The organism is Flavobacterium sp. NG2 (assembly GCF_034119845.1).
Lineage (GTDB): Bacteria > Bacteroidota > Bacteroidia > Flavobacteriales > Flavobacteriaceae > Flavobacterium.
Window position 1 is genome coordinate 708,746 of sequence record NZ_CP139420.1, and the last position, 20,823, is coordinate 729,568.

At 34.1% G+C, this 20,823-nt stretch carries 14 protein-coding genes; 5 read left to right on the plus strand and 9 right to left on the minus strand.

Annotated features, from left to right (window positions below; genetic code table 11):
* Window positions 1-46 precede the first annotated feature (46 nt).
* The 5 genes from atpD to SLW70_RS02940 form a co-directional block, all read right to left on the minus strand.
* Window positions 47-1,558, minus strand: a complete 1,512-nt coding sequence (gene atpD / locus SLW70_RS02920; RefSeq protein ID WP_320890490.1) for a F0F1 ATP synthase subunit beta — start codon at window positions 1,556-1,558, stop codon at window positions 47-49.
* 248 nt (window positions 1,559-1,806) lie between these two features.
* Window positions 1,807-4,662, minus strand: a complete 2,856-nt coding sequence (locus SLW70_RS02925) for a TonB-dependent receptor domain-containing protein (RefSeq protein ID WP_320890491.1) — start codon at window positions 4,660-4,662, stop codon at window positions 1,807-1,809.
* A 293-nt stretch (window positions 4,663-4,955) separates the two neighbouring features.
* The gene (glmS, locus tag SLW70_RS02930; RefSeq protein ID WP_320890493.1) at window positions 4,956-6,803 is read right to left on the minus strand and encodes a glutamine--fructose-6-phosphate transaminase (isomerizing); all 1,848 of its coding nucleotides are present in this window, start codon (window positions 6,801-6,803) and stop codon (window positions 4,956-4,958) included.
* Between the two features lie 9 nt (window positions 6,804-6,812).
* The gene (locus tag SLW70_RS02935; RefSeq protein WP_320890494.1) at window positions 6,813-8,390 is read right to left on the minus strand and encodes a DUF4270 domain-containing protein; all 1,578 of its coding nucleotides are present in this window, start codon (window positions 8,388-8,390) and stop codon (window positions 6,813-6,815) included.
* Window positions 8,391-8,410: 20 nt separating this feature from the next.
* Complete coding sequence (locus tag SLW70_RS02940; protein WP_320890495.1) at window positions 8,411-9,217, minus strand: glycogen/starch synthase; 807 nt, start codon at window positions 9,215-9,217, stop codon at window positions 8,411-8,413.
* Between the two features lie 78 nt (window positions 9,218-9,295).
* Here SLW70_RS02940 and panC point away from each other — a divergent pair, with 78 nt between their 5' ends.
* The 4 genes from panC (at window position 9,296) to SLW70_RS02960 (ending at window position 14,060) form a co-directional block, all read left to right on the plus strand.
* Window positions 9,296-10,174 (plus strand): pantoate--beta-alanine ligase, encoded by an 879-nt coding sequence (panC, locus tag SLW70_RS02945; RefSeq protein ID WP_320890496.1) that lies wholly within the window; start codon window positions 9,296-9,298, stop codon window positions 10,172-10,174.
* Between the two features lie 14 nt (window positions 10,175-10,188).
* Window positions 10,189-10,539, plus strand: a complete 351-nt coding sequence (panD, locus tag SLW70_RS02950; RefSeq protein ID WP_320890497.1) for an aspartate 1-decarboxylase — start codon at window positions 10,189-10,191, stop codon at window positions 10,537-10,539.
* A 185-nt stretch (window positions 10,540-10,724) separates the two neighbouring features.
* Window positions 10,725-12,086, plus strand: coding sequence for a DNA repair protein RadA (gene radA, locus SLW70_RS02955; RefSeq protein WP_320890498.1), 1,362 nt, complete (start codon window positions 10,725-10,727; stop codon window positions 12,084-12,086).
* 18 nt (window positions 12,087-12,104) lie between these two features.
* A complete protein-coding gene (locus SLW70_RS02960) occupies window positions 12,105-14,060 on the plus strand; it encodes a biosynthetic peptidoglycan transglycosylase (protein WP_320890499.1) in 1,956 nt (651 codons plus the stop codon).
* Between the two features lie 107 nt (window positions 14,061-14,167).
* Here SLW70_RS02960 and SLW70_RS02965 read toward each other — a convergent pair whose 3' ends face one another.
* The 4 genes from SLW70_RS02965 to SLW70_RS02980 all read right to left on the minus strand — a co-directional run bounded on the left by SLW70_RS02965 (window position 14,168) and on the right by SLW70_RS02980 (window position 18,874).
* The gene (locus SLW70_RS02965; protein WP_320890501.1) at window positions 14,168-15,205 is read right to left on the minus strand and encodes an NADP(H)-dependent aldo-keto reductase; all 1,038 of its coding nucleotides are present in this window, start codon (window positions 15,203-15,205) and stop codon (window positions 14,168-14,170) included.
* A 139-nt stretch (window positions 15,206-15,344) separates the two neighbouring features.
* Window positions 15,345-16,922, minus strand: a complete 1,578-nt coding sequence (locus SLW70_RS02970) for a glycerol-3-phosphate dehydrogenase/oxidase (RefSeq protein ID WP_320890502.1) — start codon at window positions 16,920-16,922, stop codon at window positions 15,345-15,347.
* Window positions 16,923-17,122: 200 nt separating this feature from the next.
* Entirely contained in the window at window positions 17,123-18,064 is a 942-nt protein-coding gene (locus tag SLW70_RS02975) for a flagellar motor protein MotB (protein ID WP_320890503.1), read from the minus strand.
* Window positions 18,065-18,109: 45 nt separating this feature from the next.
* Window positions 18,110-18,874, minus strand: a complete 765-nt coding sequence (locus SLW70_RS02980) for an exodeoxyribonuclease III (protein ID WP_320890504.1) — start codon at window positions 18,872-18,874, stop codon at window positions 18,110-18,112.
* Window positions 18,875-19,013: 139 nt separating this feature from the next.
* On the opposite strand from SLW70_RS02980, the gene SLW70_RS02985 reads away from it, so the two are divergent.
* Window positions 19,014-20,822, plus strand: coding sequence for a lysophospholipid acyltransferase family protein (locus SLW70_RS02985; protein WP_320890505.1), 1,809 nt, complete (start codon window positions 19,014-19,016; stop codon window positions 20,820-20,822).
* The last annotated feature ends 1 nt before the right edge of the window (window position 20,823 follow it).

Consider the following 20,823-nt stretch of genomic DNA (forward strand, 5'->3'; position numbering starts at 1 on the left):
AAGTTAGGAGTCTTGAAAACTACCAACTGAAAACTGCCAACTGATTTTAAGCTTCTGCTAACATTTTTTCTCCAGCTTCGATAGCTTCTTCAATAGTACCTTTAAGGTTAAATGCTGATTCTGGTAAGTGATCTAATTCACCATCAATAATCATATTAAATCCTTTGATAGTATCTTTAATATCAACCAATACTCCAGGAATACCTGTAAATTGCTCCGCTACGTGGAAAGGTTGAGACAAGAAACGTTGTACACGACGTGCTCTAGAAACAGCTAATTTATCTTCTTCAGACAATTCTTCCATACCTAAAATCGCGATAATATCTTGCAATTGCTTGTATTTTTGAAGAATTTCTTTCACTCTTTGTGCACAGTCATAATGCTCATTTCCTAATACTTGAGGAGTCAAGATACGAGAAGTAGAATCCAATGGATCAACCGCAGGATAAATACCTAACTCAGCAATCTTACGAGACAATACAGTAGTAGCATCTAAGTGAGCAAATGTTGTTGCTGGCGCCGGGTCAGTTAAGTCATCCGCAGGAACGTAAACCGCTTGTACAGATGTAATAGACCCTTTATTTGTTGATGTGATACGCTCTTGCATCGCACCCATTTCAGTTGCTAATGTTGGTTGGTAACCTACCGCAGATGGCATACGACCTAAAAGTGCCGAAACCTCAGAACCTGCTTGTGTAAAACGGAAGATATTATCAACGAAGAATAATACATCTTTACCTTGGTCAGAACCAGCTCCATCACGGAAGTATTCAGCGATAGACAATCCAGAAAGCGCTACACGAGCACGAGCTCCAGGAGGCTCATTCATTTGTCCGAAAACGAAAGTAGCTTTAGACTCTCTCATTCCTGGCAAATCAACTTTAGATAAATCCCATCCTCCATTTTCCATAGAGTGCATGAATTCCTCACCGTATTTAATAATACCTGACTCTAACATCTCACGAAGCAAGTCATTTCCTTCACGTGTTCTTTCTCCTACTCCTGCGAATACTGAAAGTCCACCGTGACCTTTTGCAATATTGTTAATCAACTCCTGAATCAATACTGTTTTACCTACTCCTGCACCACCAAACAATCCAATTTTACCTCCTTTTGCATAAGGCTCAATCAAATCGATTACTTTAATCCCTGTAAATAAAACTTCAGATGAAGTTGCTAAATCTTCGAATTTTGGAGCTTGACGGTGAATTGACATACCATTCTCACCTGTTTTAGGTAATTCTGGCAAACCGTCGATAGCATCACCTACTACATTAAACAAACGTCCGTAAACATCTGCTCCAATTGGCATTTGAATAGGATTACCTGTTCCCACTACTTCATAACCTCTACTCAAACCATCTGTTGAGTCCATAGATATGGTACGAACTGTATTTTCACCAATATGAGATTGCACTTCAAGAATTAACTTAGTACCATCTTTTTTTATGATTTCCAATGAATCATAAATTTTTGGAAGTTCAACATCTTTACCGTTGAAAACCACATCGACTACAGGACCAATGATTTGCGCAACTTTTCCTATTACTTTTGACATTACTTATGTATTTATTAAATAGCTAATTAGGTTTATGAATACAAACAATCAATTTCAATTGACTGGGTGCTTTTTTCAGAGTGCAAAGATAAATTTTTAAAACAAAAAATCAATAATTTTTTATATAAAAAAGATGATTTTTTTAAACAATCGATTATCACACTAGAAAATTCAAAGAATTTACCAAAAAAACAAAAACCACCTTGCTATAAAAACAGGTGGTTTTGTATTAAATTTCTAAATATATTTTATGGTTTGATAGTAAACGATGCAAATATTTGTCTTCCAATTGCACCCGCACCCAATACTTGAGTATATTCTTTTCCACCTAAATTAGCAGCTCCAATTTTCAACACAGATTTAATAGAAGGAAAACTATAATTTACCTGCGCATCAATTACTGTAGCCGAAGCAACCATTCCAGTAGCAAATGATGACTCCCATAAATATTCACTATTCCATCTTCCACTTAAATTAAAACCAAAGTTTTCAAACAACTTATCATTTCCAATAGAAGCTTTAACCCTATTCTTAGGCGTATTAAATCCCGCTTGAAAACTTGGATCCTGAGACTGATCAAATTCAAACTCAGCATAATTATAGCTAACACCTATATCATAATTACCAAAAAACTTTTTTGACAATCCAATTCCGACCCCATAAGATCGAATTTCCAATGGTGTATTCGTATACAATTGATAAGCTCTATAATCAGCATTTCGAATCGCGACTAAACTTTGCACTTCTGGATTAGTAGTATAGGTCGGCGCTCCAGTAACAAAATTAAAAGACTCACTAGCTTTACCATACAAAGGCGCTAGAGCCGTTGCTCTACCTATAAAATCATTATACACATTAAAATACCCATTAACATCCACATATACTTTCTGAATTTGTGAACGGTACCCTAATTCGATTGCTTTTACTTGTTCAGGCTTAACTAAGCCAACATTCGTTTTTTTCAATAATGCCGCAGCCCCAGGTAGGTTTGTAGGATTTGCTGCTGCGAAAGCTGCAAAAGCCTCAACAGAAGTTCTAGTATACGAATTATAATAAGCGTTTTCACCATTTACTTTTACAGTTGCTGCACCTGTATAAAATTGTCCTGCGGTAGAAACTGGTAATGTCTCAGAATACCTCAACAAATTATCTGGAGCAGAACCTAACAATAATAATGGCCCTATATTAAACCCTATATATTGATCTTGAGTTCCAGGATTTCTAAAACCTGTTTGATAAGAAACTCTAAGATTATGTACCTTTTCCTCACCCACCGCATAAACAACTGACACCCTTGGAGAATAATTACCTTCAAAATTTTCAGATTTATCATAACGTATAGATCCAGTAAATTTTAATCTATCATCCAATAATTTTTTTTGTACTTGAGTATAAAGCCCATATTCACTATAATCAATTCCACTGTTAGCATCTGTATAAATCCTTCCGTGTGAATTCAATAAATACTGTCTATAAGAACCTCCAACCTGAAACTCGGCAAATTTTATAACATCTCTAAAATTATAATTAACATCAGAATGGTAAATTTTAGAATTATCAACTAATTTAGACCCTTTCACTGCATCTGGCTCAGCGATTACCTTATCAAATGCTGATTGGAAGGCAGCTGTCCCTGGAATCAATCTTCCAACATCAGCCTGAGTACGCGCAAATGCATGAGATGCAGAAACATTCCCTGGAGTTATTCCAGTTACACCACCTGAATATGCACCAACATAATTGGTCAAATAATCTGTATACCATTGTTTATTTGATTTCCATGCATTATTTATATTCCAAGCAGTAAAAGTCATATCATAGGACTCTCCTCCATCCTCAGTAGTGGTATACCCTCGTACAAAAAAGTTCTTACCTTTAATTTCTAACTTATGCTGTTGCATAAAAAAGTTATTTAAATAATACCTATTCCCTCCTTGATAGACTGCATTTCCTAATCCAAATTTACTTAACCAAATCACCTCTAAACTCTCATCGCCTAAAGGACGGAAATGAAGTGAAAAATCAACTTTAGTATTTCCAGCTTTATTATCTGTTAAATCCACCTCATTATATCCTGTTCTAGAAACAGCTGTATTTAATGACGGAATCGAAGAAACTAATGTAGGAGCTAGAGACGCTAAGTTTTGTGTAAACTCATCACCATACACATTCAAACCATTATATCCTGGATTCGTTCTTGTCTGACCAGTCACAACACCATTTTTATAATCATTATAATTTGTAGCATACCAATCAGTACCTTCTAAATGGGTAAAATTAAACTTTGCCGCAAAATGCTTATCAAAAGCATGTGCCATTCTTATACCAAAATCATAAAACCCATTAGTCCCAGCCGCTTCTTGACTTGTTTGCCCATATTTGAAATAAGTTGAAATTCCTTGATAAATGAACGGGCTCTTACTATTCATAAACATAACACCGTTAAACGCATTAGCTCCATATAAAGCAGATGAAGCTCCTGGTAATAATTCCACATTTTGAATATCAATCTCAGAAACACCTATCATATTCCCCAAAACAAAATTCAAAAGCGGGGAAGAATTATCCATACCATCCACTAATTGCAAAAAGCGTTCATTAGCAACTGTTGCAAAACCCCTTGTATTGATAGACTTAAAAGTTAAACTACTGGTATTCATATGAACTTCTTTCATATTTTCAATTCCATCATAGAAACTTGGAGAAGCAGTTTTTTTTATCTCTCTTAAACTCATTCTTTCAACAGTAACCGGAGACTCAAAAATTCTTTCAGGTGCTCTTGAGGCAGAAATCACCACTTCATTTAATTTGGTTTGTTCAGCTTTTAATACAATGTTAATATTTTGCTTATTCGAACTAACCATTACACTTTGGGACTCATAACCAACACAAGAAATCTGGACTGACCATGGAAGTTTTTTCGAAGATTTAAGGACAAATTTACCTTCACTATCCGTAATTGTACCGGAGGGATCTCCTTTTATACCAACATTAGCACCAAGAACGGCTTCATTATTACTATTCACAACTGAACCGGTAATAGAATTTTGCCCAAAACTGGCACTACAAAACAAAAACAATAAAAAAATTAAATGATTTTTCATGGGGACGAATTTTTAAGATTTCTCATAACTAATATAATAATATTTTGAAATATTTAACAATAATAAACTCAAAAAACTAAATACAAGTCCTTATTCTTAATAAAGAAAAATCAAATAACCCCCTTTTTCATTAACTAAAAACCAACATATTAGTTAATTACCAAAAAATATACTATGCGTGCATACAATATATAGGCTTAAAATAAAAATTTCACAAAAATAGCCCTCAAAAATAAAGCATAAAAAAAACGAGAAAATTCTCGTTTTTTTTATGCTTTATTTAATAATTTTCATTATTCAACAGTAACCGACTTTGCTAAATTTCGAGGTTGATCCACATTACACTCTCTAAGCACTGCAATATGATAAGACAACAACTGTAAAGGAATAGTAGTAATCAATGGAGATAATGCATCAGAAGTTTCAGGAATTTCAATTACATAATCTGCTAATTTTCGAACCTCAGTATCACCTTTAGTTACAATAGCAATAATTCTTCCACTTCTTGATTTAATTTCTTGAATATTACTTACAATTTTGTCGTAATGTCCTTGGATAGGAGCCACTACAATAACTGGCATATGCTCGTCAATTAAAGCAATAGGACCATGTTTCATCTCAGCAGCAGGATAACCTTCCGCATGAATATACGATATTTCTTTTAATTTTAAAGCTCCTTCAAGTGCTACTGGGAAATTATAACCTCTACCCAAATACAAACAATTCGATACCTCTTTGAAAGTAGCAGCAATTTCTTTTGCAATTTCATTTGTACCTAATGCGTCTTTTACTTTTTCTGGAATTAATTCTAATTCCAACAAATAGCGGTGGAAATCAGAATGAGACAAAGTTCCTTTTGCTTTAGCTAAGCGAAGCGCTATCATTGTTAACACAGTTATCTGAGTTGTGAATGCTTTTGTAGAAGCCACCCCAATTTCTGGACCAGCATGGGTATAAGCCCCTGCGTGAGTTTCTCTAGAAATAGAAGAACCTACAACATTACAAACTCCAAATACAAATGCACCAGCTTCTTTAGCTAATTTTATAGCTGCCATGGTATCAGCCGTTTCACCTGATTGTGAAATAGCAATAACCACGTCATCATTATTTATAATAGGATTACGATATCTAAACTCCGAAGCATATTCAACTTCAACAGAAATACGAGCAAATTCCTCAAAAATATACTCCGCAACTAAACCAGCATGCCACGAAGTTCCACATGCAATAATTATAATACGTTTAGCATTCAGGAATTTTTCTAAGTTATCCTCAACCCCAGCCATTTGAATTAATCCCTTATCAGCATGTAATCTACCTCTATAAGTATCTTTTATTACATTAGGCTGTTCAAAGATTTCTTTCATCATAAAATGATCATAACCACCTTTTTCAATTTGTTCCAAATTCATTTGCAACTCTTGAATATAAGGATCTACCAAAGAATCATCATGCAATTTCACCACCTTTAATGGCTTCTCTTTTCTGATAATTGCCATTTCACCGTCCTCTAAATAAACAGCATTTGAAGTATACTCGATAAATGGTGAAGCATCAGAAGCAATAAAATACTCCCCTTCACCTACACCAATAGCAAGTGGACTTCCTAATCGAGCAACAACTATCTCATTAGGTCTTTTAATATCAAATACCGCAATTGCATACGCTCCTACAACTTGATTAAGAGCCACCTGAACAGCTTTGCCTAACTTTAGATTTTCATTTTTTTGAATTTCTTCAATCAAATTCACTAAAACTTCGGTATCAGTATCCGATTTAAAAGAATAACCTCTATTAATTAACTCCTCTTTTAAAGGCGCATAATTTTCGATAATACCATTATGGATAATAACTAAATTACCTGAATTAGATACATGTGGATGAGAATTTACATCGTTTGGCACACCATGAGTTGCCCAACGGGTATGCCCCATTCCAATAGTTCCTTTACTATTGCATTCAGCATCTGCCTTAGCTTCAAGGTCAGCTACTTTTCCTTTTGTTTTACATACAGAAACTGATTCACCATCATAGGTCATGACACCTGCACTATCATATCCTCTATATTCTAATCGCTTTAACCCTTTAATTACAATTGGGTACGCTTCTCTATGACCTATATATCCAACAATTCCACACATATATCTAGATTAATTTGGTTTTGTATAATAAATTTCTAATTTCAAACGCTTATCATAATTTGGATCACTAACAGGAATGTTGTTTCCAAATAAAATCGTCCCTAATGGATTCATAACAGAAGCTTGAGGGGCTTGTGAAATAGTAGTAATTGGCGTTGCTGTTTTTAATTTTACAGAAGTAATATTGGATATTGCTTCTGTAACAACAAGACCTAATTTTATATTTGTAGAATCCTTTTGAATTAAATTTCTAACATGATTCGTTATTCTAAATTTATAATAACTATTTCCTGAAGCATCCTTCGCAAGTATCCCACCATAAATAGTTTTCCCATTTTTAGCTGTTGTACCTGTCGAAGTATCATAATAATCAACTAATGGCCTATTATTATTTAAATCATACAAATAAAGACGTTGTGGTTCGTATGTACCAGTAAAGGTAGTTTTATCGACATGAAAAATCAAATTTGCCTCGTTGATTAACCAACCATTATTTTTAATAGTCGCAAGATCACCATCTTCAAACAACTTTAAAACAGCCATTGAACCCTCGCCTCCTTTTACAAAAAGTTTGCTATCTCCTGTTGTACTATTACTAGAATTAATGGCATCTGTATAAGCTGCTTTTGTATCTGATTGCTCTAATAAGCTTACAGTGTTTCCCGTCAAATTAAGTACAATTGATCGTTCAATCATTGTATTATCCGTTGCTGATGTTTCATCTTTGTACTTAATTGTTATTGTTCCTCCTGCAAAATTAAGCATCGCCAAATTAGCAGGACTCGTACCTGATTTTTCAACTTGAAAATACAATCCTCTAAAATAATCCCTGAAAACATCATTAGAAATCAGCTTACCAGAAGCTACCGCATCAATGATAGCTGTTTTAAAATAACTCGCATTTAGTTTCAAACGCATTGCTGGTGCCGCATAAGTTGTTGTCGTAACACCATCAACAGTTGTAGTTGTTGCCTCTTCGCTATTATCAAAGAAAAACTCATCATTTTGACTTACAGCTGCATCAGTATTTAATCGAGTTCCAATTTTAGCTGTACTAAAAACGGAATTTTGATCGGTATAATATTTTTGAGCATCAACAAAACCACCAATTGGATCCAAATTTCTCAAATAGTAACCTGAACGAAAAACACTTAACTTCATCTTACCTGCACTACTCCCATAAATAGAATCTAGAACATAAGTATGAGTCCCATCTGTATTTGTAACGGTTTGCGTAGCATCAACAAAATAAGGAATCGATAGTACAACACTCTCTACTGTAGCAGTTACTGGATTTATAACAGTAGGGTTCACACTAGACAAACTCACTTGAGTTACAAAATTAGCTGTTGTGGTTCCAAAATCAGGATTTTCATAAATCCCTAATGGATTTACAGCTTGATTATTAGACTGAATAGCTGAAATTTTTTGATTGTAAACCACTACATTCGAAGTATATTTATCGAAATCAAAGTGACTTCCTCCAACCAAACTATCCCCAATAGAATTATAATCTTTATCACAAGAATACACTAAAACAACACTACAAATAAAAAGGACTCTCTTGAAAAAAGAAATATTGTACATATTTTGATATAAAAGTTTAATTATAGAATTTCATTATTGTAAAAATTACTATATGCTTCCGCAAAAGCATCTTTGGGCACGAAAGGTAAAAAAGGTTTGCCGGAAGATTCTATAAATTTTGTTAAACTTGGAGAAAGACTATCTGATGCTATTATTACACCATCAGAATGTTTAACGGTTGCTTTTATAATATTCTCATAATCTGGCGTACTTAAATCAGAAACTGAATCTGCAGGAACACCATCAAGTTGAACTTTATTAATCATTTCTGCATCTAAAGTCCCATCAAAAGACTGACTATAAACAGAGGTCACTATTTTTGTATCAGAAAACAAAGCTTCATTTTTGTAGAAATGCTTCATATAAATAGGCAACATGGCCGCCATCCAACCGTGAACATGAATGATATCTGGAACCCAATTTAATTTCTTAACGGTTTCAACCACACCTTTAGCAAAGAAAATAGCTCGTTCATCATTATCAGGGTACATCACACCATCTTCGTCTGCAAAAGTTGCTTTTCTTTTAAAATACTCATCATTATCTATAAAATAAACCTGAATTCTTTCTTTAGGAATTGAAGCAACTTTGATAATCAACGGCATATCTAAGTCATTCACTACCAAATTCATCCCAGAAAGCCTGATTACCTCATGTAATTGATGTCTTCTTTCATTAATATTTCCGTATCTAGGCATAAAAATCCTGATTTGTCCTCCTTGATCATTTACCATCTTCGGAACATCGTATGACATCAAAGAAACTTCATTTTCAGCAAGATAAGGCACCACTTCAGATGATACATATAATATCCTCTTGTCTTTCATATTGTAATTTGCTTTATTTATTGGCAATAAAAACCATGCAAAATTACAAAATTTTATGCAGTTATTAACTAAAATATTATGTTTGCAGTTAATTTTAATAAAACAGCCATGCCCATTTTCTCCGGAAAAGCAGCTTTGATGACTTTTTTAAAGTCCATTAAAAACAAAAACACCTCCATTGGCTTTGTACCTACTATGGGTGCATTACATCAAGGACACCTTTCTTTGATGCAACAATCATTAAATGAAAATCAAAAAACGGTAGTCAGTATTTTTGTTAATCCAACACAGTTCAACAATCCTGAAGACTTAAAAAAATACCCCCGAACACTCGAATCTGACACTAAAAAAATTGAAGCATTAAATCCTGACATTATAATTTATGCTCCAACTGTTGAAGACATATACGAAGAAAACGTAAGCTCTGAATCATTTGATTTTGATGGTTTAGAAAATCAAATGGAAGGCAAATTTAGACCTGGACATTTTGACGGAGTGGGCACCATCGTAAAGCGCTTGTTTGAAATCGTACAACCAAATAACGCCTATTTTGGCGAAAAAGATTTCCAGCAACTACAAATAGTCAAGAAAATGACTCAAAAAAACAATCTTCCGGTGAACATTATTGGCTGCCCAATCCACCGAGAAGAAAATGGATTAGCAATGAGCTCTAGAAACGAAAGACTTAGCCCTGAGCAACGTTCTGAAGCCAGCGTCATTTACAAAACCCTAAAAAACGCCGAATTACTGTTTCAAAACAAAAGCGCAACAGAGGTCACAGAATGGGTAAATGAAGTATTTAACAACCATCCCACATTCGAATTAGAATACTTTCAAATAGCAGAAGAAGATAGCTTATTACCTTGTATTGAGAAATCAAAAGATAAAAATTATCGCGCATTTATAGCCGTATTTGTTAATAATATCAGATTGATTGATACCATTTCGCTAAAATAATTTACTTTTGTGCCATGCAAATTCAAGTACTAAAATCAAAAATCCATCGAGTAAAAGTAACTGGTGCCGATTTAAATTACATAGGCAGTATTACCATCGATGAAACACTACTAGAAGCTTCTAACATTATTGAAGGAGAAAAAGTAGCAATTGTAAACATTAATAACGGAGAACGTTTTGACACTTACGCAATTAAAGGAGAAAGAAACTCAGGAGAAATCACACTTAATGGCCCAGCAGCTAGAAAGGTTCAAAAAGACGATATTATCATCATTATATCGTATGCAACCTTAGATTTTGAAGAGGCAAAAACCTTCAAACCGTGGATTATTTTCCCAAATGAAAAAGACAATTCGTTAACTTAGTTATAAAAAAATTACTTTCACAACAAGGAGTATGTTTCTAAATAACATACTCCTTGTTGCATTATATAGCATTTTGCCAAAGTAATCTTAAATTCAAGATACACCCCTAATTTCATATATTTTTAGTTATTTTTGACCAAATACAATTCACCCCTTAATCAACTTTTATTTTTTTATTTAAAGCAATGTCAAAAGTAAAAACCACCTTTTTTTGTCAAAATTGCGGAGCTCAATATGCTAAATGGCAAGGCCAATGTAATTCTTGTAAAGAATGGAACACCATCGCTGAAGAAATTATTCAAAAACAAGAAAAAGTTGCTTGGAAAACAGAAAGTTCACCTACCAATCGAGCATCCAAACCTTTAAAAATAAAAGAAATTGATTCGACTCAGGAAATTCGCATGAACACAACCGATGCCGAATTAAATCGAGTTCTTGGCGGAGGATTGGTTCCTGGCTCATTGACTCTTTTGGGCGGAGAACCTGGAATTGGAAAAAGTACTTTATTACTTCAAATTTCCTTAAAACTACCTTATAAAACCTTGTACGTTTCTGGAGAGGAGAGTCAAAAGCAAATCAAGATGCGAGCAGAACGCATTACGAATTCAAGCGACAATTGCTATATTCTTACGGAAACCAAAACACAAAACATTTTCAAACAAATCGAAGCGATTGAACCTGAAATTGTCATTATCGATTCTATTCAAACGCTTCATACCGACTATATTGAATCCACTGCAGGAAGTATTTCTCAAATTCGGGAAACCACTGCTGAATTGATCAAATTCGCCAAAGAATCAAATATTCCCGTAATCCTTATTGGTCATATTACCAAAGATGGAACTATTGCAGGTCCAAAGATTTTAGAACATATGGTTGATACCGTACTTCAATTTGAAGGCGACAGAAATCATGTATATCGTATTTTACGTTCACTCAAAAACCGTTTTGGTTCAACTGCCGAAATCGGAATTTATGAAATGCTCGGCAGCGGATTGCGTGAAGTATCGAACCCATCCGAAATATTAATTTCACATAAAGACGAAGAATTATCAGGAACCGCTATTGCCACAACTCTTGAAGGCATGCGACCCTTGATGATTGAAATCCAATCCTTAGTAAGCACGGCTGTTTATGGAACACCTCAACGAAGTACCACTGGCTATAACGCAAAAAGGTTGAATATGATTTTGGCAGTTCTTGAAAAAAGAGCTGGTTTTAGGCTTGGCGCCAAAGACGTATTCTTGAATGTCACAGGAGGAATCTCAGTAGATGATCCTGCTATTGATTTAGCAGTCGTTGCTGCAATTTTATCATCAAACGAAGACATCCCTGTTGATAAAGGCTTTTGTTTTGCTGGCGAAGTAGGATTGTCTGGTGAAATACGCCCTGTAAACCGTGTGGATCAACGTATTCAAGAAGCCGAAAAATTAGGATTCTCAACTATCTTTGTATCTAAATACAATAAAATAGCTTTGAAAAACCCAGGTATCAAAATACAGCTCGTAACCAAAATTGAAGATGTTGCTAGCATGTTGTTTGGATAGTATAATCATTCATTACCCATGAGAACAATAAAGCAAAAATTAGTTCTTTTATCTAAAATAACTGTAATACTCATTGTATTGTTTTTGACTTGTGTTTATTTTTTTAGAAACACACTTTTGGAACAAGTCCTAGCAAAAACAACCACAAAAGCCTCTACAGAATACAATAGCAATTTTACAATAAAAAAAGCAAGTTTCGAAGGTTTGTCTGGAATTGAATTATCCGAAGTTGTTCTTGCTCCAAAGAATACTGATACGCTTTTCAATATCCATAAAATCAAAACCTCTGTTAATTTTTGGCGTTTATTTCTAGGCGAAGTACAATTAGGAACTTTAGAAATCAACAATGGCTATGTGCAGCTTACGCAAAAAGGAAAACTAAAGAATTTTGCCGCTTTTATCAAAAAAGACAGCACAGAAATCAAAGATAACGACAAACGCAATTATGCTTCTTTTGCCAATCGAATCATTACAAAGGTCCTAAACCTTATTCCTACCGATATGAACGTTGAAAATCTTGTTTTCAAACTAGATGACAATGGAAAAAAAGCGAAAATTGACATTAAAAAACTAGTTCTAATCAATAAGCAACTAGAAACCGCAATTAATGTTCAAACCAATACTTTTTCACAACGATGGAAAATTAAAGGCTTGGCTGACCCCCGAAATAAAAAAGCCGACATTCGTTTTTTCAATATCGATTCGGGCGCTATAAAATTACCCTATTTTGACGAACGCTATAACCTCATCTCTAGCTTTGACTCGATTAGACTTAACATCCAAAACATAAAAAAAAGTAGTGGTGAATTTCATTTAGATGGTTTTGCTTCTATTGTCAACTTAAAAATAAATCATCCAAAAATAGCGAGAAAAGACGTTGTTATTCAAAATGCACGCTTTGACTACCGTTTCCTTTTAGGTTCTGATTTTATTTCTGTTGACAGTAGTTCGACTGTTCAATTAAACAAAATAAAACTACACCCTTATCTTGCTTACGATACGGAAGAAGACACTATTTACAAGTTAAAAGTTAGTATTCCAAAAATGAAAGCGCAAGACTTCATTACCTCCTTACCTGATGGATTGTTTACTAACTTCCAAGGCATGGAAGCAACAGGGAATTTTGAATACAAACTAAATTTTAAATTCAACCAAAACAAACCCAATCAACTCGTTTTTGATAGTAATTTGAAGAAAGAAAATTTACGTATCACAAAATATGGCGAGGCGAACCTCAACAAATTGAATAGCGAATTTACCTATCGCGCCATTATCAAAGACGTACTGCAACGCCCTATTTTGGTTGGCGCAGCTAATCCAAATTATGTTTCGCTTGACCAAATCTCACCTTATTTACAAAAAAGCGTACTAACGTCTGAAGATCCGTCGTTCTTCAATCATCGTGGATTCATAAATGAAGCTTTCAAGCAATCTATTCTTAAAAATATTCGAACTAAAAAATTCTCAAGAGGTGCTAGCACCATTAGCATGCAATTGATAAAAAATGTTTTCCTGACTCGAGAAAAGACATTATCCAGAAAACTAGAAGAAATTTTATTGGTTTATTTACTCGAAAACAATCGCATTGCAAGTAAAGAGCGCATGCTCGAAGTTTATTTCAATATTATCGAATGGGGGCCAAATGTATATGGCATTGGTGAAGCTGCACAATTTTATTTTCAAAAAAAGCCTATTGACTTAACCTTAAATGAATGTTTGTACCTAGCCCGAATCATTCCAAATCCTAATAAATTCATGTATCAGTTTGACGGACAAGGCAAACTCAAACAATATGCTACAAATCAAGAACGTTTTTTTATAAATTTAATGCTTAGAAGAGGACTACTAACCTCCGAAGACACTATCGGTCAAGCCATTCCTTTTTCGATTTCTGGGAATGCAAGGAATTTTTTAAATATAAAAGTCAAAGATTCCACAGCTAAAGATTCACTGAATGTGAAGTTGCCATTATAATTTTATTATTATTCATAAATCTAAATGGTTTTCCAAAAAAAGTCCACAAAGAACTATAATTACTTTGTGGACTTTGCGACTACTTCGTGTCTTAGTGTTTAAATAATTTACGGCGCTGGATCAGGAAAAATTGCCTGTACTCCTTCTATTTCGGCTAAAATTTCATCCGAAAGTTTAATCGTAAAAGCATCGATATTTTCTTTTAATTGTGACATTGTAGTAGCTCCAATTATAGTACTAGCCATAAAGGGTTGATTATTGACAAATGCTAATGCCAATTGAGTTAAAGTCAAACCGTGTTTCTTTGCTATTTCTTCATACAAACGAGTCGCTTGTGTACATTGTTCGCTACTGTATCTTGAATATTGTGGAAACAATTTGATACGCGCCTTAGGATGATTTTCACCAGTTAAAAACTTACCTGACAAAACACCAAAAGCTAATGGAGAATATGCCAAAAGCCCCACTCCTTCACGATGACACACTTCAGCCGAACCTCCTTCAAAAAGACGATTCAATAATGAATACGGATTTTGAACCGTAGAAATACGAGGCAAATTGTGGTACTTGCTTTCCTCTAAAAATCGCATAAGCCCCCAAGCAGATTCATTTGAAACACCAATATGCTTAATTTTTCCTTGTTTAATAAATCCGTCCAAAGTCTCTAGTACTTGATGGATATTATCGTCCCAAGAATCATCTTGAACCTTAAATCCACGGTGTCCAAAATAATTCGTCTTGCGCTCAGGCCAATGCAATTGGTACAAATCAATATAATCTGTTTGCAAGCGCTTCAAACTATTATCTAAAGCATACTGAATACTCTCTGGCGAAAAATCTAATTTTTCACGCATATACCCAAAGATAGGACTTGGTCCAGCAATTTTAGTAGCTAATATTACTTTCTCTCTTTTTCCAGAATTCTTAAACCATGTTCCAATAATTTTCTCTGTACTTCCATAAGTTTCTTTATGACCAGGTATCGAATACATTTCGGCGGTATCAAAAAAGTTAACCCCTTTTTCAAATGCATAATCCATCTGTGCATGGCCTTCGGCTTCTGTATTTTGTTGACCAAAAGTCATTGTTCCAAGACAAACTTCACTAACTTTTACAGCAGTATGTGGTAATTTATTGTATTTCATTATATCGTATCAAAGTATAATTGCAAAAGTATTTAAAAAACTGAAAAAGGTCTAAACACAAACCTTAAGCTTTTCTTATAATTTCATAGAATTCTAATTTTACTAATCATTATAATTAAAGATGAATCATTCTCCACTCTTATAAAACATATTGATTCGCAATATTGGTAAATTCTTTAATTTGCTGTTGTTCCCATAATTCATCTTTGTTTAATTCCTCAGCCAACATCGCAGCAACCATCGGAATTATTTCTAATGTTGCCCGAGCGTCTAAAAACAGCGTTCGAACCCGTCTTGCCAAAATATCTTCAACTGTTCGAGCCATTTCGTTTCGAATCGCCCAAATAACTTCAGCTTTTGTATATGGAAATCGTTCGTGAAGTCTTTCACCTAATTCAGGTATATCTGCGATTAAACGTTGAATTTTCTCTTGGTCACTACCATAAATGTATAAATGTTGGACTTTATCATTAGAGGCAATAGCACCATGGATTTTTACAGACTTCGTTTTGCAGGAACTTTTTTTTAACTTTCCAATTGTTATGGCTTTGTTTATAGTATCCTGAGCCATTCGTCTGTAAGTCGTCCATTTTCCTCCTGTGATTGTTATCAATTCAGATTTTGAAATAATAATTTTATGACTTCTAGAAATTTCCTTTGTTTTTTCAGACTTATCGCTAGGAGCTGCTAGAGGTCTTAAGCCCGCAAAAATGCTTAACACTTCAGTTTTACTTACTTTTTTGGTTAGATAATGGTTTGCCGTACTAATAATAAAATCCACTTCTTTGTCCAAAGCTTTTGGCTCTAAACTGTGGCTATCTAACAAAGTATCAGTTGTACCTACCACCACTTTATCATGCCACGGCACTAAAAACAACACTCTACCATCCTTCGTTTTTGGAATCATAATGGCATTTTTTCCTGGCAAAAAGGATTTATCTAAAACCAAATGAATTCCTTGACTAGGACGTACAATATTTTTTGATTTGGAATTATCCATTTTTAAAATTTCATCGGTAAATACTCCTGTAGCATTAATCACTACTTTGGAGTTTAAAGAATAGGTAACTTTAGTCTCCTCATCAACAGCCACTACTCCCATTACCATTCCATTGCTGTCCTTTATTAACCGATTCACTTTAAAATGATTCAAAACAGTAGCTCCCTGTTCGATAGCAGTTTGAGCAATATTTATAGCTAGTCTAGCATCGTCAAATTGCCCATCATGATACAACACACTCCCTTTTAGCCCCTCTTCTTTAATGGTACTTAACCTGGCTAAAGTTTCCTTTTTACCAATATGGATTGATTTCCCAAAACTCAATTTTCCCGCTAAAGCATCGTATACTTTAAGGCCTATTGTATATTTAATTGTGTCCCACCAACTGTAATTTGGAATTATGAATGATTGATTACTCACTAAATGAGGAGCATTTTTTAGCAACAAACCTCTCTCATGTAATGCCTCTTTAACTAAATCAATATTTCCTTGAGCCAAATAACGCACACCACCATGAAGCAACTTGGTACTTCGACTTGAGGTGCCTTTTGCAAAATCTACCTGTTCTAATAAAAGTGTTTTAAACCCTCGAGTTACACTATCTAACGCCACGCCTAATCCTGTAGCGCCACCGCCAATAATGATAACATCCCAATTAGATTCTAGTTCAATTTGCTGAACTAAGGTTTCTCTCTTAAAAATATGACTCTCTTTCAATTTTTTATTTTTGATATAAATCTATTACTAATATGTTTGAATACGACAACTTTCTAACTATTTTATTTGCAACTTAATTAAAAGTTTACATTAGCTATAGCTGTAAACAATAGGATTGATTTCAAATGCAATACGGATAAAAAAAGCAGTAGCAAACTAATGTTTACTACTGCTTTAAAATTAAAACATCCTATTTGATATTAATCTATTTCATTCAACATCTTAGAAATCTCATCTAATCTAGGCGTCAGAATTATTTCAATTCTACGGTTTTTTGCTTTTCCTTCAGCTGTAGCATTGGATGCTAAAGGAGAAAACTCTCCACGACCAGCAGCGGTTAAATTCTTTTTATTGATAGCGCTATTTTCACTCAAAATATTAACAATCGAAGTAGCTCTCTTTGTAGACAAATCCCAGTTATTAGCAATAGAACCTGAACTCACAAATGGATCATCATCAGTATGACCTTCAATAAGAACTGAAATATCTGGATTCTCACCTAATACCTTTCCAACTTCTACAACAGCTTTACGCCCTTCTGTACCAACATTCCAACTACCTGAATTAAATAACAATTTGTTTTCCATTGACACATAAACCTTCCCGTTTTTTTGTTCAACAGTCAAGCCTTTTCCTTCAAAACTATTTAGTGCTTTAGAAAGTGTTTCTTTTAGTTTACGCATGCTTTCTTCTTTGGCAGCAATCAAAGATTCTAACTCTTGCAAACGCTGAGCACTTTTATTCAACCGTTCTTGTTCAATTGCTAAAGCTTTTGACTTTGCATCCAATTGCGACAACAACTCTCTGTTCTTGCTCATATTAGATTGCAAGGCTTCATTACTATTTTTTTCTAAAGCTTTATACGACGCATCAAGAGCATTCCATTTATCATTGAGTGCAGCATATTCAGCTTTTAATTTTTCACGCTCCGATTTTACCTTACTTAATTCAGCATTCAACCCATCTCGATCTAATTCTAATTGATTTTTGCTTTTTAAAAGTTCTTCATTTTCATCTGATAAACTTCTGTTTTCTTTTTTCAGGTCTGTGTACTTATTTTCTAAATCGGTGTATATTTTTTTTGAAACACATGAAGTCGAAAGAGACAGGACTAAGAGTCCGACAGCAATATTTTTTATCATTATTGATATATTTAAAGATTAATTTATTTTAAATTTATTTTAAATTTATTCTACTTCTACTACAATAGGACAATGATCAGAGTGTTTGGCCTCAGGCAATATCAACGCTCTTTGAATCCTGTCTTTCATTGGTTCACTTACTAAACAATAGTCAATACGCCAGCCTTTATTGTTTAATCTTGCCGATGGAAAACGCATAGTCCACCAGGTATAATTATCAGGTTCTTTGTTTAAAAAACGGAAACTATCAATAAATCCATTTTTTAGAAAAGCATCTAACCAAGCTCTTTCTTCTGGTAAAAATCCCGATACTTTTTTATTTCGCACTGGATCGTGAATATCTATTGCCTCATGACAAATATTATAATCACCACAGATTACAAGATTTGGAATTTCTTTTTTCAAATCGTTTATATAATTTTGAAAATCATCCATATACATAAACTTATGACTCAACCGTTCACTGTTTGTCCCTGAAGGCAAATACAAACTCATTACCGAAACCGTATCAAAATCGAGTCTAAGATTTCTACCTTCGAAATCCATGTGCTCAATTCCTGTGCCATAAACTACATTATTGGGTTTTATTTTTGACAAAACGGCAACCCCACTATAGCCTTTTTTGGTAGCTGGATACCAATAATGATAGGGATAGCCTGCGGCTTCAAAATCTGCCAAGGGAATTTGCTCTGGAGTTGCTTTTATTTCTTGTAGACAAATCACATCTGGATTTGCCTGTTGTAACCAGTCAATGAATCCTTTAGAAATAGCTGCCCGAATTCCATTGACGTTATACGATATAATCTTCATATAAGTATTAATTTTTGATTGTTTCAAAAGTACTAAAAAATAAGAGGGATAGCGTATAAAACTGGAAAATTGAATACGCTCATAGTCGAATAATGGAGTTTTTTTCTATCTTTGTTTTTCGCTCAAAAATCAAAAACATATGGGTCTAGTTACTGCCAAAGAAGTTGCAAAAGCTATCAATATTGAAAAATACGGGATTTTAGGAACTTTTTCAGGTTGGCTACTAATGAAAATTCTAAAAATATCGACTTTAAACAAAGTTTATAATAGAAATAAACATTTAAAAGAAGTCGATTTTTTAAATGGTGTTTTAGACGACTTACAAATTAAGTTTGAAATTCCCGAAGACGATTTAAAACGAATCCCAAAAGACGGTGCCTACATTACTATCTCAAACCATCCACTTGGAGGTATTGATGGTATACTATTATTAAAATTAATGCTTGAAAGAGAACCTAATTTCAAGATTATTGCCAATTTTCTTTTACACAGAATAGAACCACTTAAACAATACATCATGCCCGTTAATCCTTTTGAAAATCATAAGGATGCTAAATCGAGCGTGATAGGAATCAAAGAAACACTTCGTCATTTGAGTGACGAAAAACCATTAGGTATGTTTCCTGCTGGTGAAGTTTCAAGTTATAAAGACGGCCAATTAATGGTCGACAAACCATGGGAAGAAGGCGCTATGAAAGTAATCAGAAAGGCACAAGTTCCTGTTGTCCCAATTTATTTCCATGCCAAAAACAGTAGCCTTTTTTATATCCTTTCTAAAATAAGCGACACTTTACGAACAGCTAAATTACCATCAGAGCTTTTTAGCCAAAAAAACCGTGTAATTAAAGTTCGTATCGGTAAAGCAATTTCGGTAAACGAACAAAACGAATACAAAACGATTGAATCATATTCAGAGTTTTTAAGAAAAAAAACCTATATGCTTGCCAATCCTTTTGAAAAAGAAAGCAAGCTATTAAGCACACCTAACTTAAAACTACCAAAAAGCCCAAAAGAGATTGTTACTCCAGCCAATACAGAAAACATCATTACCGAAGTTACCGCACTACGTACTGCGAATTGCAGAATGCTACAAAGCAAAAACTATGAAGTCTTTTTTGCTCCTGCCGATAAAATACCGAATATCTTACATGAAATTGGGCGTTTAAGAGAAATTACCTTTAGAGAAGTAGGTGAAGGAACTAATGAATCTATTGACTTGGACAAATTTGACCAATACTACCACCACCTATTTTTATGGGACGAAGATGCTAAAAAAATTGCTGGTGCTTATCGTATGGGATTGGGGTCTGAAATATATAAAAATCACGGCATTGAAGGTTTTTACCTGAATGAACTCTTTCGTTTTGAGCCAGAGTTACACGATATGATGAGCAAAACCATCGAAATGGGTAGAGCTTTTATCATCAAAGAATACCAACAAAAGCCAATGCCTTTGTTCCTATTATGGAAAGGTATTATCCATACTACACTTCGTTTCCCAGAACACAAATTCTTGATGGGCGGGGTGAGTATTAGTAATCAGTTTTCGGATTTCTCTAAATCATTGATGATTCAGTTTATGAAATCAAACTATTATGATCCATATATCGCACAATATATTCATCCTAAAAAAGCCTATAAAGTAAAACTGAAGGATGCCGACAAAGATTTTATTTTCAACGAAACAGAAGCCGACTTAAATAAGTTTGACAAAATTATTGATGAGCTAGAGCCAGGTGTATTGCGATTACCAGTATTAATCAAAAAATACATCAAACAAAACGCTAGAGTAGTCGCTTTTAATGTGGATCCTTTATTTAACAATGCCATTGATGGATTAATGTACATCAGAATTGAAGACATCCCCGAAAGCACGATGAAACCCGTAATGGAAGAGTTCCAAGCAGAGCTAGAACAAAAACTAGCTGAAAAAGAAGATTCTGAATAAA

Bases quoted from the DNA above. Each gene is read 5' to 3' on its own strand.
- atpD (WP_320890490.1), bottom strand. From the start codon at position 1,558: ATGTCAAAAGTAATAGGAAAAGTTGCGCAAATCATTGGTCCTGTAGTC.
- SLW70_RS02925 (WP_320890491.1), bottom strand. From the start codon at position 4,662: ATGAAAAATCATTTAATTTTTTTATTGTTTTTGTTTTGTAGTGCCAGT.
- glmS (WP_320890493.1), bottom strand. From the start codon at position 6,803: ATGTGTGGAATTGTTGGATATATAGGTCATAGAGAAGCGTACCCAATT.
- SLW70_RS02935 (WP_320890494.1), bottom strand. From the start codon at position 8,390: ATGTACAATATTTCTTTTTTCAAGAGAGTCCTTTTTATTTGTAGTGTT.
- SLW70_RS02940 (WP_320890495.1), bottom strand. From the start codon at position 9,217: ATGAAAGACAAGAGGATATTATATGTATCATCTGAAGTGGTGCCTTAT.
- panC (WP_320890496.1), top strand. From the start codon at position 9,296: ATGTTTGCAGTTAATTTTAATAAAACAGCCATGCCCATTTTCTCCGGA.
- panD (WP_320890497.1), top strand. From the start codon at position 10,189: ATGCAAATTCAAGTACTAAAATCAAAAATCCATCGAGTAAAAGTAACT.
- radA (WP_320890498.1), top strand. From the start codon at position 10,725: ATGTCAAAAGTAAAAACCACCTTTTTTTGTCAAAATTGCGGAGCTCAA.
- SLW70_RS02960 (WP_320890499.1), top strand. From the start codon at position 12,105: ATGAGAACAATAAAGCAAAAATTAGTTCTTTTATCTAAAATAACTGTA.
- SLW70_RS02965 (WP_320890501.1), bottom strand. From the start codon at position 15,205: ATGAAATACAATAAATTACCACATACTGCTGTAAAAGTTAGTGAAGTT.
- SLW70_RS02975 (WP_320890503.1), bottom strand. From the start codon at position 18,064: ATGATAAAAAATATTGCTGTCGGACTCTTAGTCCTGTCTCTTTCGACT.
- SLW70_RS02980 (WP_320890504.1), bottom strand. From the start codon at position 18,874: ATGAAGATTATATCGTATAACGTCAATGGAATTCGGGCAGCTATTTCT.
- SLW70_RS02985 (WP_320890505.1), top strand. From the start codon at position 19,014: ATGGGTCTAGTTACTGCCAAAGAAGTTGCAAAAGCTATCAATATTGAA.